This is a genomic window from Pseudomonas sp. R19M (genome assembly GCF_050312585.1).
Lineage (GTDB): Bacteria > Pseudomonadota > Gammaproteobacteria > Pseudomonadales > Pseudomonadaceae > Aquipseudomonas > Aquipseudomonas palleroniana.
Genome location: NZ_JBNPJV010000079.1, coordinates 254,216 through 269,596 on the forward strand (window position 1 = coordinate 254,216; position 15,381 = coordinate 269,596).

Genomic DNA, 15,381 nt, shown 5'->3' on the forward strand with positions numbered 1-15,381 from the left:
AACTTTTACCCGCGTGCGGCACGTCCAAGCCTGAAATGCCCAGCCAAGGATCGACCATGACTTTCTTCATCTTCCTGCTCGCCTGCATCGCCGCTGCCAGTACCGGCCTACTTTTCAAGCCCGGCGCCTGGTATGAATCCCTGGTCAAACCCAGCTTCACGCCGCCCAATTGGCTATTCCCGGTCGCGTGGACCCTTATCTACCTGCTGCTGGCCTGGGCCGGTTATCGTCTCAGCCTGATTCCCGGCAGCCAAATCGTCCTGGCCTTGTGGGCAGCGCAGATTGCCTTGAATACGCTGTGGACGCCGGTGTTCTTCGGTGCCCATCGGATCCTCGCCGGGATGCTGATTATCGCGGTGCTGTGGGTGACCGTGGCGGCGATGGTGGTGTTGGCGGTGCGCCTGGACCTGATCACCGGCCTGATGCTGTTCCCTTACCTGGCGTGGCTGTGTGTGGCGGCGGCGCTGAACTTCTCGATCCTGCGCAATAACCGCTGATGGCGCCTAAACCCTGGTCCGCCAGTGAGCCTGAACTGGCCCAGATGCGCCGCTTCAACCAGAAACTCGCCTGGATGCCACGCTTTAAAATCCGCAATCGCGTAACGCCGCGTTTGATCCAGGCGTTGTTGCGGGTCAGTCAAAAGCTCAAGCAGGCCCCCGAGGCTGAAACCCGGCTCATCGGGACGGTGCCCGTGCGTATCCTGCGCCCACGCGGCCAACCCAAGGGCGTGGTGCTGGATATCCACGGCGGCGGCTGGGTCATCGGCAATGCGCAGATGGATGACGACCTCAACCTGGGCATGGTCAACGCCTGCGACGTGGCAGTGGTGTCGGTGGACTATCGGCTGGCGCTCGACACGCCGCTCGAGGGCCTGCTGGACGACTGCCTGGCGGCTGCCCGTTGGTTGCTGGAGGACTGCGCGGAGTTCGCCGGCTTGCCGGTGATCGTCGTCGGTGAGTCGGCGGGTGGGCACCTGGCGGCAGCGACGTTACTGGCGCTCAAGCAGTGGCCGCACTTGCTCCAGCGGGTCAGCGGGGCGGTGTTGTATTACGGCGTTTATGATTTGACCGGTACACCGAGCGTGCGCACGGCGGGGCCGCAGACCTTGTTGCTGGACGGGCCGGGGATGGTTGCAGCGCTGCGTAGGCTGACGCCGGGGTTGACTGATGATGCGCGTCGCCAGCCGCGATGGTCGCCGTTATATGGCGATTTCACAGGGTTGCCGCCGGCGTTGATGTTTGTCGGCGAGTTGGACCCGCTCAAAGATGACACCTTATTGATCGCCGAGCGATGGCCTGGCGCTGAGGCGTATCTGCTGCCGGAGGCGGCGCATGGGTTTATCCATTTTCCCGTGGATATGGCGCGGGACGTGCTCGGCTACGCTCGCCAATGGATAGCCAACCGAATGGGCTATCAACTGGGGCGCAACCGCAGTATCTGCGCGCCATCGAACGGGTCTGTCAGGTAATGCGCCTGCACCCCGAAGGTCTGCTGTAACCGTTGCGGCGTCAGCACTTGCAGCGGTTTGCCCAACGCCACCAATCGGCCGTGATCCAGCACGGCCAGGCGATCACAGGTCAGTGCCTGATTAAGATCATGCAATGCAATCAAGGTGGTCACGGGCAGCGCCTGCACGCCTTTGAGGATCGCCAGTTGATGCTGGATATCCAGGTGGTTGGTGGGCTCGTCCAGCAACAGGATCTGCGGCCGTTGCGCCAGGGCGCGGGCGATGTGCACGCGCTGGCGTTCACCGCCCGAGAGGCTGCGCCAGGCACGCTGGCTGAGGTGCGTGGCGTCGACGTCATGCAAGGCTTGGTTGACGATGGCGTGGTCTTCGGTGGACCACGGGCTCAACGCCGACAGCCACGGCGTACGGCCCAGGGCCACAGCGTCGAACACGCGGATCGCGTCGTCGGTGTCGGCCTGTTGCTCCACCACCGCCAGCTGTTGGGCGATGGCACGGCGTGACAGTTCATTCAGGCGTTGGCCGCCCAAGCGTACTTCGCCGCTGGCCGGCGTGCGCAAACCGGCAAGCAGTTTGAGCAAGGTGGATTTGCCGGAACCGTTCGGCCCGACGATGCCCAGGGTTTCGCCCAGTTGAACATCCAGATGGATATCGCGCAGCAACTCGGCATCACGCACCTTGAAGCCCAGGCCGTTGCAGCTCAGCACACTCATCGCGCGTTCCTCCGACCGATCAGGATCAGCGCAAACACAGGCGCGCCGACCAGCGCGGTGACCACGCCGACCGGAATCACCTGGCCCTTGATCAAGGTCCGCGACAGCACATCGGCGGCGATCAGAAAAAGCGCGCCTCCCAGCGCACTGGCCGGCAGCAGGCGCGAATGCCCGGTGCCCAGCAGCAGGCGCACTGCGTGGGGAATCACCAGCCCCACAAAACCGATGGAGCCGACAATCGACACCATCACCGCCGTCACCAGCGCCGCACAGCCCACCAACAGGAACTGCACACGACGTACCGGGATGCCGAGGGACGCCGCCGAGTCGGTGCCGAAGGTAAACGCATCCAGCGCACGGCGATGCCACAGGCACACCGCCAGGCCCAGGACCGCCACCGGCACCGCCAGCCCTACCGAGGGCCAGCGTACGCCGCTGAGGTTGCCCAGCAGCCAGAACAGGATGCCCCGGGCCTGTTCGGAGCTGGCCGACTTGGTGATCAGGAAGGCGGTGAGGGCATTGAACAGCTGCGAACCGGCAATGCCGGCGAGGATGATCTGCCCGGTACCGCTGGCCGCACCGCTGGCGCGCGCCAGCAGAATCACCAGGGCAAACGCCGCCATGGCGCCGGCAAAGGCGCCGGCCGACAGCGAAATCAACCCGCCGCCCACGCCGATCAGCGCCACCAGCACGGCGCCGGTCGAGGCGCCGGCGCTGATGCCCAGCAGGTATGGGTCGGCCAATGGGTTACGCAGCAATGACTGCAAGATCACCCCGCACGTCGCCAGCCCCGCACCGCAGGCGGCGGCGACCAGGGTGCGGGTCAGGCGGTAGTTCCACACCACGCCTTCATCGATTGGGTCCAGTGCGTAGCCGGCCGCCCACAGTTTGTTGGCGAGTACCTGCAACACCACCTGCGGTTCGATGGCGGTTTCACCAATGGCCACGCCGGCGAGGATCGCGAGCAGTAGCAGGATGAGGGCGAGCAAGGGACGGATCATTTCGGCAGGTCGTAGCCGTCGATGGCACCGGTCAGTTGTTCCAGGCCATCGAACGTGCGCAGGCTGGCCTGCAGGGCCAGGGCGTCAATAATAATGATGCGGTTGTTTTTCACCGCGTCCATGTTGCGGGTCACCGGGTCGGTGTGCAGGAACGCGAGTTTCTTTTCATGGTCGTCGGCCGGGTAGCGGCGGCGATCCATGCGGGCGATCACCAGGAAGGTCGGGTTGGCCTTGGCCAGGGTTTCCCAGCCGACAGCGGGCCACTCTTCATCGGACTGCACCACGTTGGTCAGGCCCAGGGTGTCCAGCATGAACTGCGGAACGCCCTTATGCCCGGCCACGTAGGGGTCGCTGGCCATTTCGGCGCTGGAGAACCAGACCAATGCACTGGCCTGTTTGAGCCCTTTGCTTTGCGCGGTGGCAACGGATTTTGCCAGGCGTGCCTTGAGCTCATCGTTCACTTGTTGGCCGCGCGCCTGCACGTCGAAGATCTCGGCCAGTTGGCGGATGCTTTTATACACGGTGTCGATACGGAAAGGCTCCAGCCGCGTCCCGTCGGCGCCCACCAGGTTGTCCTTGCCTTCGCAATCGGAGGGCAGCACGTAGGTGGGAATCTTCAGTTCAGCAAATTGCTCGCGGGTGCCGACCACACCTTGCGGGCCGACCACCCATTCCAGCTCAGCGGCCACCAGTTGCGGGCGCTTGGCGATCACGGCTTCGAAACTCGGCTCGTTGTTGGCCAGGCGCTCGACCTTGTCGTTCTGCGCCTTGAACCGGGGCAGCACATCGTTGAACCACAGCGAGGTGCCGACCACTTTATCCGCCACACCCAAGGTGTAGAGCATTTCGGTGGCGGCCTGGCCGATGGTCACGCTGCGTGCGGGGGCCTGTTGAAAGGTGACGGGGTTGCCACAGTTTTCCAAGGTCAGTGGGTACTGGGTGGGGGCGGCTTGGGCCAGGGCACAGAAGCCAAGACTGGTGAGCAGTGCGCTAAAGCGTGGCAGCATGGGGCAATCTCCGTTTGAACCGTACAAGTAGCTGGGGAGGTACGGTCGTGGAAATACAGCCATTAACGCTGCCGATGGGGCAGGGCAAGGATGTCCTTCCCGGACACCCCGCCGGTTAGTGATCGAGCTTGAGCCGGCAGGTCTCCTGACTGATGCGTCGTCGCCAGGCTCCGGCCTTCCCGGACAAGGTCCAGTGGCATCCAGGAGCAGGCTCAGCACCTACAGTTGCGGGGGCAGTTCCGATTGGCACGGGTGGACCGCGCTTCGGATTCCCTATTAGTCCCGTTTGGGAACCGGCGCGGTATGGTAGTTGATTAGAGCGAGGTGAAATAGCCCAAGGTGGGCCTGCTCACAGACGAATGTCCTCTGGGCCCTGGATCAGCGCTTCGATCCGCGTGCCGGTGGCGCGTTCTTCGTTGCTGAAACCGTCGTAGTCGGCCAGGTTGGCGAAGCGGATGCCGGTCAGGCGTTCTATCTGGATCACGCTGCGCTGGTAGGTCCTGAGTTGGCCGAACACCAGGTCGAGCTGACCCAGTTCGCGGGTTTGGTCGATCATGTAGGCGCTGGCGGACGGCTTGCCGTCGTCGTTGAGGTAGGCGACCACCTTCCAGAACGCCTTGGGGATTTGCACGCCGCGGTACACGCGGTCATCGTCGGCGTACACCGGGCCGGTAAATACCGTGGCCCTGGCTTTCCAGCGTTGCGTGTTGTCCAGAATATAGTCTTCGAGTTCCAGCCAGGTTTTCTGGTTGAACCCGCTCATCTGCGGCGAGCAGTTGGTGAAGTGGAAGGTGTCGAGGTTGGCGGTTTGCGCCACGTCACCCCAATTGGGATCTTGGCGGCGGACCAGATGGCCGCGATCGAGGCCATTGTTGGCATAGAGCGCGTCGCCTACCTGTGCTTCGATAGGCAAGCGACCGTCATAGGCCCAGCTGTCATTGCTGCGAATAATCTCCACGTGCTGGTTGCCGTCGATGTTGACGCCGACATACAGCGCGAGCCGTTTCGAGCGCGACATGGTGATCGAGAAGTGCGTGTAGTCCAGGCGCTTACCACCCCCCTTCAAGACCTGTACATCATCCGCCAAGGCCCCTTCAGCCGTGGGCCAGGGCACCCCGAAACTGCCGAGGAAATCCTCTGCGTAGCCGTGCCGGTCCTTCAGGTCGTTGGCCGAGGTGACGCGGGGCGTCGCCGCCCGTGCCTCCAGCAGCGTGGGGCTCGCAGTGATCAACGGGCGCAGGTCAGCGAGCCGTGGGCGGTACGACAGGTCAATCTTGGCTTTACGTGCGGGCATCGGTGAGTCCTCCTTGGATAAACACGACTGCAACATAGGTTAATGACAATTGATGACACGCGTTAACCCCTGGGGGCTATCCTGAAACGGTTACCCGGACGTTCACCCCATGCCAACAAGGAGCCAGTTCATGTGTGATCACCCTTTGCGTAACCCGGTTTTTTGCCTGATCCCGCCCTATATGCTCGACCAGATCGCGCGCAACGGCGACAAGGCGCAGCGGGACGTCGCGTTGCGTACCCGTGCCAAGGACAGCACGTTCCGCTCGCTGCGCATGGTCGCGGTGCCCGCCAAGGGGCCGGCCCGGCTGGCCTTGGCCATGGGCGCCGAGAAACAGCGTTCGATCTATAGCGCCGAGGGCAGCGACAGCCTGCCAGGAAAACTGATCCGTGGTGAAGGGCAGCCCGTGAGCGGTGATGCGGCGGTGGACGAAGCCTATGATGGCCTGGGCGCCACCTTCGATTTTTTTGAACAGGTCTTCGACCGCAACTCCATCGACGACGCGGGCATGGCGTTGGACGCGACCGTGCATTTTGGCCAGAACTACAACAACGCGTTCTGGAACTCGACCCAGATGGTGTTCGGGGATGGGGACGGCGAGTTGTTCAACCGCTTCACCGTGGCCCTCGACGTGATTGGCCATGAGTTGGCCCATGGCGTCACGGAGGATGAGGCCAAGCTGATGTATTTCAATCAGTCCGGGGCGTTGAACGAGTCGTTGTCGGACGTGTTCGGTTCACTGATCAAGCAATATGCCTTGAAACAAAAGGCTGAAGATGCCGATTGGTTGATCGGCAAAGGGTTGTTTACCAAAAAGATCAAAGGCACTGCACTGCGCTCGATGAAGGCCCCCGGCACCGCCTTTGACGACAAGTTGTTGGGTAAGGACCCGCAACCGGGGCACATGGATGATTTTGTCCAGACCTACGAGGACAATGGTGGGGTGCATATCAATTCCGGTATTCCCAACCATGCGTTCTACCAGGTGGCGACCAGGTTGGGTGGGTTTGCCTGGGAGCGCGCGGGGCGCATCTGGTATGACGCGCTGCGTGATGCGCGGCTGCGGCCTAATTCGGGGTTTGTGCGCTTTGCGCGTATTACTTACGATGTTGCGGGGCGCCTGTACGGCGTGAACAAGGACGAACAGAAGGCGGTCAAGGACGGTTGGCAAGCGGTCGGTATTGCTGTTTGACGTGAGGAGCAGCCATGCACATCTCAATCAAGGAAAACGGCGGGCCGGGGTTTTTCCCGGGCCTGGCCAAGCCGCGTACGGTGGAGCTGGATACACTGCCTGAGCAAGACCAGCAGGAATTGCGGCAACTGATCAAGGCTTCAGACTTCTTTGAGTTGCCGCCAAACAACCCGCCCGCGCCCGGTAACCCGGGCCAGGTGCACTACACCCTGACCGTGAGCGAGGGCCAGCGCGAACACACGGTCTGTGTGCTGGCGCCGGTGAAGTCCCAGGCGCTGGATGGGTTGGTGCAGTGCGTGCGCCGGCATGTGCGTGGCTGAGGCTGTTGAGGGCTGCTGCGCAGCCCCACGGGAGCGAGCTCCCTCGCCACAGGTAAGGTGTCGTAAGGGGACTGGCCGGGTTTACTTGCGATCCAGCCACACGGTCTGCGCATTGCAGAATTCCCGCACGCCGAAGTGCGACAACTCGCGCCCGAAACCACTTTTCTTCACGCCACCAAACGCCACTCGCGGGTCAGACACGCTGAATGCGTTGACGAAGATGCCGCCGGTTTCCAGTTGGTTGGCGATATCACGGGCCTTTGCCGCATCGGTGGTGAAGAGGCTCGCAGTCAGGCCGAATTCACTGTCGTTGGCCAGGGCCACCGCGTGCTCGGCGTCACGGGCCGTGATGATCGAGGCCACAGGGCCAAACAACTCCTGCTTGAATGAGGTCATCTGGTCGGTGACGTTCGCCAATACGGTCGGCTCGTAGTAGTTGCCGGCACCTGCGACTTTATTGCCGCCCAGCAACAGGGTCGCACCTTCTTCCAATGTGGCCTGCACTTGACCGTGCAACTCGTCGCGCAGGTCAAAGCGTGCCATCGGGCCGATGTAGGTCTGGGACGAGGTCGGGTCACCCATTACCAGTTTGCGGCTGGCTTCGAGGAATTTGGCGGTGAAAGCTTCCACGACGCCTGCTTCGATGATCAGGCGCTTGGCGGCGGCGCAGACTTGGCCGCTGTTCTGGAAACGGCCAATCACGGCGGCCTGCACGGCGGCGTCGAGGTCGGCGTCGTTGAGTACGATGAACGGGTCGGAGCCGCCCAGTTCCAGCACGCATTTTTTCAGCGCGGCACCCGCCTGGGAGCCAATGGCAATACCTGCACGCACGCTGCCGGTGAGGGTGACGGCGGCGATGCGCGGGTCGGCAATCGCCTTGGAAACGCCCTCGTTCGTCACGTTGACCACTTCAAAAAGCCCGTCGGCGAAGCCGGCTTTCTGCAGCGCTTGCTGGATCAGGTAGGCGCTGCCCATGACGTTCGGCGCATGTTTGAGCACGTAGGTGTTACCGGCCAGCAAGGTCGGCACGGCGCCGCGCAGTACTTGCCACACCGGGAAATTCCACGGCATCACGGCGAAGATCGGGCCCAGTGGGCGATATTCGATCCTGGCGCTGCCGTTGTCCACGAGGGTCGGTTCCGGGGCGAGCATGGCCGGGCCGTGGGCGGCATACCATTCGCTGAGCTGGGCGCATTTTTCGATTTCAGCGCGGGCCTGGGCGATAGGTTTGCCCATTTCCAGAGTAATCATCTGCGCCATGGTTTCGGCCTGTTCGCGCAGGGTGGCGGCCAGGGCCAGCAGCAACTCGGCACGCTGGCTGACCGGCTGGCGGCGCCAGGTACGAAAGGCACGGGTGGCGCGCTCGAGGGCTGCGTCCAGTTGCTGCTCGGTTTCGTAGGGATAGCTGCCGACCGTTTCGCCATTGGCCGGGTTGATCGAGAGGGCGTGGGTCGTCGGGTTCATGGCACCGTCCTGCTGAATGAGTGGAATGGGGTCAGCGTACGGGGCTGTATGTTTTCTGGAAACTGAATAATATTAAGCAATACGTTCACGTTTGGAGAATGATTTGGATCTGGTGCAGCTGGAAATCTTCAAGGCGGTTGCCGAGCAGGGCAGCATCAGCGCCGCCGCACAGTTGATTCATCGCGTGCCGTCGAACCTGACCACGCGCATCAAGCAACTGGAGCAGGACTTGGGCGTCGAGTTGTTTATCCGTGAGAAGAGCCGTCTGCGCCTGTCACCGGCCGGCTGGAATTTCCTCGGCTATGCGCGGCGCATTCTCGACTTGGTCCAGGAGGCCCGGGCGACGGTAGCGGGAGAGGAACCCCAGGGCACGTTTGCCCTTGGCTCCCTGGAAAGTACAGCGGCGGTGCGTATCCCAACGTTGCTGGCGGCGTATAACCAGCAGTACACCAAGGTCGAGCTGGACCTGAGCACGGGGCCGTCGGGCACGATGATCGAGGGGGTGCTGTCAGGTCGGCTGACCGCGGCATTTGTCGATGGGCCGGTGCTGCATGCCACGCTGGAAGGCGTGCCGGTATTCGAGGAGGAGATGGTGGTGATTGCGCCGTTGCATCACGCGCCGATCAACCGGGGGCAGGACGTGAACGGGGAGAGCATCTATACGTTTCGCTCGAACTGCTCCTACCGGCACCACTTGGAGCGCTGGTTTTCCCAGGATGGCGCGGTACCAGGCAAGATCTTCGAGATCGAGTCTTACCACGGCATGCTCGCCTGCGTCAGCGCCGGGGCCGGCCTGGCATTGATGCCGCGCAGCATGCTGGAAAGCATGCCGGGATTTGCCGCCGTGAGTGTGTGGCCGTTGGCGGACAATTTCCGCATTTTGCACACCTGGTTGATCTGGCGGCGGGGCACGGTGTCGCAGAGTTTGAACAGCTTCGTAAGACTTCTGGAAGAACGCGGGCTGGAAATTTCGTAGATCAATGTGAGATCCACACGATTTCATCAGCCGCCGAACTGCAAGGTGCCCATGGCCAGCTTTGCCATCAGCGCCGTAGCGCCCAGTTGCACCAGCCACAGGGCCAACCCACCCAGAAATACCCCCAGCGCAACTTGCAGGACGAGGCTCTTCTGGCGCTTGGCGCGTGGTGCGCGCGGGGTGTAGTCATCGTCCAGTTCATCGCGGTCGGCGCGCAGGTCCAGGTCATCGTTTCTCATGAGGCTCTCACAGCAAAGGGGCAGTTGGGGTTCAGTCTAGGAGCTGCAGACGAAAAAGGGGAAGCCATCGGCTTCCCCCTCGCGTGCAACGGCTACAGGTTTACAGCACCTGAACGATTGCCTTTGTGACGGCATCAATGTTCGATTGGTTCAACGCCGCCACACAGATACGCCCGGTGTCCAGCGCGTAGATACCAAACTCGCTGCGCAGGCGGGTGACTTGTTCAACGGTCAGGCCCGAGTAGGAGAACATCCCACGCTGGCGGCCGACGAAGCTGAAGTCATGGCCTGGAGCCGCTTTGGCCAGGTCGGCGACCATCTGCTCACGCATGCCACGGATGCGCAGGCGCATTTCGGCCAATTCGGCTTCCCACTGGGCGCGCAGCTCAGGGTTGTTCAACACTGCTGCCACGATTGCCGCGCCGTGGGTTGGCGGGTTGGAGTAGTTGGTACGGATCACGCGCTTGACCTGGGACAGGATGCGCGCGCTTTCTTCTTTGGATTCGCCGACGATGGACAGCGCGCCGACACGTTCGCCGTACAGGGAGAACGACTTGGAGAACGAGCTGGACACAAAGAAGGTCAGGCCCGATTCAGCAAACAGGCGCACCGCTGCAGCGTCTTCGTGGATGCCGTCGCCAAAGCCCTGGTAGGCCATGTCGAGGAACGGCACCAGGTTCCTGGCCTTGACCACGTCCAGCACGTTCTGCCAGTCGGCCGGGCTCAGGTCGACGCCGGTCGGGTTGTGGCAGCAGGCGTGCAGCACGACGATGGACTGTGGCGGCAGGGCGTTGAGGTCTTCCAGCAGGCCGGCACGGTTCACATCGTGGGTGGCGGCGTCGTAGTAGCGGTAGTTCTGCACCGGGAAGCCGGCGGTTTCGAACAGCGCGCGGTGGTTTTCCCAGCTCGGGTCGCTGATGGCGACGACGGCGTTGGGCAGCAGTTGCTTGAGGAAGTCGGCGCCAATCTTCAGGGCGCCGGTACCGCCCACGGCCTGGACGGTGACGACGCGGCCGGCGCTCAGCAGTGGCGACTCGGCGCCGAACAGCAAGGTTTGTACGGCCTTGTCATAGGCGGCGATGCCGTCGATCGGCAAGTAGCCACGGGCAGCGTGTTGCGCCACGCGAATGGCTTCCGCTTCGGCAACGGCACGCAAGAGTGGAATCTTCCCCTCCTCGTTGCAGTAAACGCCTACGCCAAGGTTGACCTTGGTGGAACGTGTATCGGCGTTGAATGCTTCGTTGAGGCCCAGGATAGGATCGCGTGGTGCCATTTCGACAGCGGAGAACAGGCTCATTTTTGCGGCAGCTCTATGGGGGAAAGGAGGGACGTGTCGCGCTCCGGCCGAAGGCACTAGAGCGGTGCACAAACGGGGAGCTAGTATAGAGGCCATCACCGCTTGAGGCGACAACCGAAACGGCTTTTCGGCCAAGTTTTTCGGTTTATTTGCTGACCGTTAGTCTTATTGCAACATTGATTCCGAACGGCAAGTAGGACGATTGCCTTGAAACCCGTCACATTCGCCACCAGTTCTATGGCTATCATGATCTTTTCCTACTCCCCGCGCTGAATCTTCGCGGAGGGTGGTCTATTTCGTCCTCGACGGGTTTACAGTCTGGGGGTGACTTCACGAGGTACGTTATGTCGGATTTCCAACTCGTCACCCGCTTTGAACCCGCCGGCGATCAGCCGGAAGCCATTCGCCAGATGGTCGAGGGTATCGAGGCCGGCCTGGCGCACCAGACGCTGCTCGGGGTAACCGGTTCGGGCAAGACCTTCAGCATCGCCAACGTCATCGCCCAGCTCAATCGCCCGACCTTGGTGCTGGCACCGAACAAGACCCTGGCCGCGCAGTTGTACGGCGAGTTCAAGGCATTCTTCCCGAACAATGCGGTGGAGTACTTCGTTTCCTACTACGACTACTACCAGCCCGAGGCCTACGTACCGTCGTCCGACACCTTTATCGAAAAGGATGCGTCGATCAACGACCACATCGAACAGATGCGGCTGTCGGCGACCAAGGCGTTGCTCGAGCGCAAGGACGCGATCATCGTCACCACGGTGTCGTGCATCTATGGCCTGGGCAGCCCGGAAACCTATTTGAAGATGGTGCTGCACGTCGACCGCGGCGACAAACTCGACCAGCGCGAACTGCTGCGCCGCCTGGCCAGCTTGCAGTACACCCGTAACGATATGGACTTTGCCCGCGCCACATTCCGCGTGCGTGGCGACGTGATCGACATCTACCCGGCCGAATCCGACCTGGAAGCGATCCGCATCGAGCTGTTTGACGATGAAGTCGAGAGCCTGTCGGCTTTCGACCCGTTGACCGGCGAGGTGATCCGCAAGTTGCCGCGCTTTACCTTCTATCCGAAAAGCCACTACGTGACGCCCCGTGAAACCCTGATGGGCGCCATCGAGGGGATCAAGGTGGAGCTGGCTGAGCGCCTGGAATACTTGCGCGCCAATAACAAGCTGGTAGAGGCCCAGCGCCTGGAGCAGCGCACCCGCTTCGACCTGGAGATGATCCTGGAGCTGGGCTACTGCAACGGGATCGAAAACTACTCGCGCTACTTGTCGGGCCGCGAAGCCGGTGCGCCGCCGCCGACCCTCTACGATTATCTGCCGCCCGACGCTTTGCTGGTGATCGACGAGTCCCACGTCAGCGTGCCGCAGGTCGGCGCCATGTATAAGGGCGACCGTTCGCGTAAAGAAACGCTGGTGGAATACGGCTTCCGCCTGCCTTCGGCGCTGGATAACCGGCCGATGCGCTTTGATGAATGGGAAGCCATCAGCCCGCAGACCATTTTCGTCTCCGCAACGCCGGGCAACTACGAAGCCGAGCATGCCGGACGCGTGATCGAACAGGTGGTCAGGCCGACGGGCCTGGTCGACCCGCAGGTAGAAATCCGCCCGGCGTTGACCCAGGTGGACGACCTGCTGTCGGAAATCAACAAGCGCGTGGCCGTGGAGGAGCGGGTGCTGGTGACCACGCTGACCAAGCGCATGGCCGAAGACCTCACCGACTACCTGGCCGACCACGGCGTGCGCGTGCGCTACCTGCACTCGGACATCGACACCGTGGAGCGCGTGGAAATCATCCGCGACCTGCGCCTGGGCACCTTTGATGTGCTGGTGGGCATCAACCTGTTGCGTGAAGGCCTGGATATGCCGGAAGTGTCACTGGTGGCGATCCTGGATGCGGACAAGGAGGGCTTCCTGCGATCGGAGCGCTCGTTGATCCAGACCATTGGCCGAGCTGCGCGTAACCTCAATGGGCGTGCGATTCTCTACGCCGACCGCATGACGGGCTCCATGGAGCGGGCGATTGGCGAGACCGAGCGGCGTCGCGACAAGCAGATTGCCTTCAACCTCGCCAATGGCATTACGCCCAAGGGCGTGTTCAAGGACGTCGCCGATATCATGGAAGGCGCCACTGTACCCGGCTCGCGCAGCAAGAAACGCAAGGGGATGGCCAAGGCGGCCGAGGAGAGCGCCAAGTACGAGAACGAACTGCGTTCGCCGAGTGAGATCACCAAGCGTATTCGGCAGTTGGAAGAGAAGATGTACCAATTGGCGCGGGATCTGGAGTTTGAGGCGGCGGCGCAGACACGCGATGAGATTGGCAAGTTGCGTGAGCGGCTGCTCGCTGTCTGATTTGCGCTGAACCCACCGGCCTCATCGGGGGCAAGCCCCCTCCCACTCCGGCCGATTTCCAACATGAGAATGCGGTCAAGGTGGGAGGGGGCTTGCCCCCGATGGCATCCCCTCGGTTTTCCAGAAATCACCCAGGCTGTTACCATTCGCCCCTTGTTTGAATTTTCAGTTTTATCGCCCATTCGAGACCTGCCATGACCACCGTCCGCACGCGCATTGCGCCATCGCCTACTGGGGATCCCCACGTCGGCACTGCTTACATCGCCTTGTTCAACTACTGCTTTGCCAAGCAGCACGGTGGTGAATTCATCCTGCGGATCGAAGACACCGACCAACTGCGTTCTACCCGCGAGTCGGAACAGCAGATTTTCGATGCCCTGCGCTGGCTGGGCATTACCTGGGCGGAAGGCCCGGACGTCGGCGGCCCGCACGGTCCGTATCGCCAGAGCGAGCGTAGCGACATCTACAAGCAGTACACCCAGCAATTGGTCGACATGGGGCACGCGTTCCCCTGCTTCTGCACCGCAGAGGAACTGGACCAGATGCGTGCCGAGCAAATGGCACGCGGTGAAACCCCGCGCTACGATGGCCGTGCGCTGTTGTTGTCGAAAGAAGAAGTGGCTCGGCGCCTGGCCGCAGGCGAGCCGCACGTCATCCGCATGAAAGTGCCGAGCGAAGGCGTGTGCGTAGTGCCGGACATGCTGCGCGGTGACGTCGAGATCCCGTGGGACCGCATGGACATGCAGGTGCTGATGAAGACCGACGGCCTGCCGACGTACTTCCTGGCCAACGTGGTCGACGACCACCTGATGGGCATCACCCACGTGCTGCGTGGCGAAGAATGGCTGCCGTCGGCGCCGAAGCTGATCCTGCTCTATGAGTACTTCGGCTGGGAGCAGCCGCAGTTGTGCTACATGCCGCTGCTGCGTAACCCGGACAAGAGCAAGTTGTCCAAGCGCAAGAACCCGACCTCGGTGACCTTCTACGAGCGTATGGGCTTCATGCCGGAGGCGATGCTCAACTACCTGGGCCGCATGGGCTGGTCGATGCCGGACGAGCGTGAGAAGTTCTCGCTGCAGGAAATGGTCGACAACTTCGACCTGTCCCGGGTGTCGCTGGGTGGGCCGATCTTCGATATCGAGAAACTGTCGTGGCTCAATGGCCAGTGGCTGCGTGATCTGCCGGTGGAAGAGTTCGCCAGTCGTGTGCAGCAATGGGCGTTGAACCCCGAGTACATGATGAAGATCGCACCGTTGGTGCAGGGCAGGGTGGAGACGTTCAGCCAGGTTGCACCGCTGGCCAGCTTCTTCTTTGCCGGTGGCGTGAACCCGGATGCCAAGCTGTTCGAGTCCAAGAAGCTCTCGGGCGATCAGGTTCGCCAGTTGATGCAGCTGATCCTGTGGAAGCTCGAAAGCCTGCGTCAGTGGGAGAAAGAGGCGATTACCGCAACGATCCAGGCGGTGGTTGAATCCCTTGAACTGAAATTGCGTGATGCCATGCCGCTGATGTTTGCCGCGATCACCGGGCAGGCCAGTTCGGTGTCGGTGCTCGATGCGATGGAAATCCTCGGCCCGGACCTCACGCGTTTCCGTCTGCGCCAAGCCCTTGATTTGCTTGGTGGTGTGTCGAAGAAAGAAAACAAAGAGTGGGAAAAGCTGCTGGGCGCGATCGCTTAAGCAGGCTGTGGTAACGGCGAAACCCAGGTTTTCCGGGGTTTCGCCGGTAAGTGGTTGTTATCCCGGCAAAAAATTTTGGAAATTGTTGAAAATAAATTTGACACACTTCCAAACCGCCATTAAGATTCGCCCCGTCCTCACCGATGAGGGGCTATAGCTCAGCTGGGAGAGCGCTTGCATGGCATGCAAGAGGTCAACGGTTCGATCCCGTTTAGCTCCACCAATTACAGGTTCAAGGTCTGGCCACACCGATCCTTGAATCGATCAGTTCTCAGCACTGATCAGTTGTTCAGAAGGTTTTGTCCCCTTCGTCTAGTGGCCTAGGACACCGCCCTTTCACGGCGGTAACAGGGGTTCGAGTCCCCTAGGGGACGCCA

At 61.8% G+C, this 15,381-nt stretch carries 14 protein-coding genes, 2 tRNA genes and 1 riboswitch; of the genes, 9 read left to right on the top strand and 7 right to left on the bottom strand.

All coding sequences use genetic code 11. From position 1 onward, the window contains the following. The first annotated feature begins 56 nt into the window (after positions 1-56). Together tspO and ACQRBT_RS17965 are read left to right on the top strand one after the other, a co-directional pair. Positions 57-497: a tryptophan-rich sensory protein TspO gene (gene tspO / locus ACQRBT_RS17960; RefSeq protein WP_060755810.1), complete on the top strand. Its 441-nt coding sequence runs from the start codon at positions 57-59 to the stop codon at positions 495-497. Further along, entirely contained in the window at positions 497-1,468 is a 972-nt protein-coding gene (locus ACQRBT_RS17965) for an alpha/beta hydrolase fold domain-containing protein (protein WP_412046346.1), read from the top strand. Before tspO ends, ACQRBT_RS17965 begins: the two co-directional genes overlap by 1 nt. On the opposite strand, the gene ACQRBT_RS17970 is transcribed toward ACQRBT_RS17965, so the two are convergent. The 4 genes from ACQRBT_RS17970 to ACQRBT_RS17985 form a co-directional block, all read right to left on the bottom strand. Further along, complete coding sequence (locus ACQRBT_RS17970; protein ID WP_412046345.1) at positions 1,414-2,178, bottom strand: ABC transporter ATP-binding protein; 765 nt, start codon at positions 2,176-2,178, stop codon at positions 1,414-1,416. The two genes, ACQRBT_RS17965 and ACQRBT_RS17970, sit on opposite strands and share 55 nt — an antisense overlap. Next, complete coding sequence (locus ACQRBT_RS17975) at positions 2,175-3,179, bottom strand: FecCD family ABC transporter permease (RefSeq protein WP_161549944.1); 1,005 nt, start codon at positions 3,177-3,179, stop codon at positions 2,175-2,177. Before ACQRBT_RS17975 ends, ACQRBT_RS17970 begins: the two co-directional genes overlap by 4 nt. Beyond that, positions 3,176-4,186: an ABC transporter substrate-binding protein gene (locus tag ACQRBT_RS17980; protein ID WP_412046344.1), complete on the bottom strand. Its 1,011-nt coding sequence runs from the start codon at positions 4,184-4,186 to the stop codon at positions 3,176-3,178. The genes ACQRBT_RS17975 and ACQRBT_RS17980 overlap by 4 nt, the downstream gene beginning before the upstream one ends. Before the next feature lie 118 nt (positions 4,187-4,304). Further along, positions 4,305-4,499: riboswitch (cobalamin riboswitch) on the bottom strand. Between the two features lie 36 nt (positions 4,500-4,535). Beyond that, complete coding sequence (locus ACQRBT_RS17985; RefSeq protein ID WP_412046343.1) at positions 4,536-5,480, bottom strand: DNA/RNA non-specific endonuclease; 945 nt, start codon at positions 5,478-5,480, stop codon at positions 4,536-4,538. Positions 5,481-5,610: 130 nt separating this feature from the next. Between ACQRBT_RS17985 and ACQRBT_RS17990 the strand changes: the two genes are divergently transcribed. Further along, positions 5,611-6,672 (top strand): M4 family metallopeptidase, encoded by a 1,062-nt coding sequence (locus ACQRBT_RS17990; protein WP_060755804.1) that lies wholly within the window; start codon positions 5,611-5,613, stop codon positions 6,670-6,672. Positions 6,673-6,686: 14 nt separating this feature from the next. Next, positions 6,687-6,992, top strand: a complete 306-nt coding sequence (locus ACQRBT_RS17995; RefSeq protein ID WP_104994338.1) for a protealysin inhibitor emfourin — start codon at positions 6,687-6,689, stop codon at positions 6,990-6,992. 81 nt (positions 6,993-7,073) lie between these two features. On the opposite strand, the gene ACQRBT_RS18000 is transcribed toward ACQRBT_RS17995, so the two are convergent. Next, a complete protein-coding gene (locus ACQRBT_RS18000) occupies positions 7,074-8,456 on the bottom strand; it encodes an aldehyde dehydrogenase family protein (RefSeq protein WP_412046342.1) in 1,383 nt (460 codons plus the stop codon). Between the two features lie 103 nt (positions 8,457-8,559). Here ACQRBT_RS18000 and ptrR point away from each other — a divergent pair, with 103 nt between their 5' ends. After that, positions 8,560-9,432, top strand: a complete 873-nt coding sequence (ptrR, locus tag ACQRBT_RS18005) for a putrescine utilization regulator PtrR (protein WP_090369782.1) — start codon at positions 8,560-8,562, stop codon at positions 9,430-9,432. Between the two features lie 26 nt (positions 9,433-9,458). On the opposite strand, the gene ACQRBT_RS18010 is transcribed toward ptrR, so the two are convergent. Together ACQRBT_RS18010 and ACQRBT_RS18015 are read right to left on the bottom strand one after the other, a co-directional pair. Continuing rightward, a complete protein-coding gene (locus ACQRBT_RS18010; protein WP_060755801.1) occupies positions 9,459-9,671 on the bottom strand; it encodes a hypothetical protein in 213 nt (70 codons plus the stop codon). A gap of 100 nt (positions 9,672-9,771) precedes the next feature. Further along, complete coding sequence (locus ACQRBT_RS18015; RefSeq protein ID WP_412046341.1) at positions 9,772-10,968, bottom strand: amino acid aminotransferase; 1,197 nt, start codon at positions 10,966-10,968, stop codon at positions 9,772-9,774. 344 nt (positions 10,969-11,312) lie between these two features. On the opposite strand from ACQRBT_RS18015, the gene uvrB reads away from it, so the two are divergent. From uvrB to ACQRBT_RS18035, 4 genes are all read left to right on the top strand, one after another. Further along, the gene (gene uvrB, locus ACQRBT_RS18020) at positions 11,313-13,328 is read left to right on the top strand and encodes an excinuclease ABC subunit UvrB (protein WP_244699789.1); all 2,016 of its coding nucleotides are present in this window, start codon (positions 11,313-11,315) and stop codon (positions 13,326-13,328) included. 194 nt (positions 13,329-13,522) lie between these two features. After that, on the top strand, positions 13,523-15,004 hold the full coding sequence (gene gltX / locus ACQRBT_RS18025) for a glutamate--tRNA ligase (protein ID WP_090369783.1): 1,482 nt from the start codon (positions 13,523-13,525) through the stop codon (positions 15,002-15,004). A gap of 147 nt (positions 15,005-15,151) precedes the next feature. Continuing rightward, positions 15,152-15,227, top strand: a tRNA-Ala gene (locus ACQRBT_RS18030). Between the two features lie 78 nt (positions 15,228-15,305). Further along, positions 15,306-15,381, top strand: a tRNA-Glu gene (locus ACQRBT_RS18035).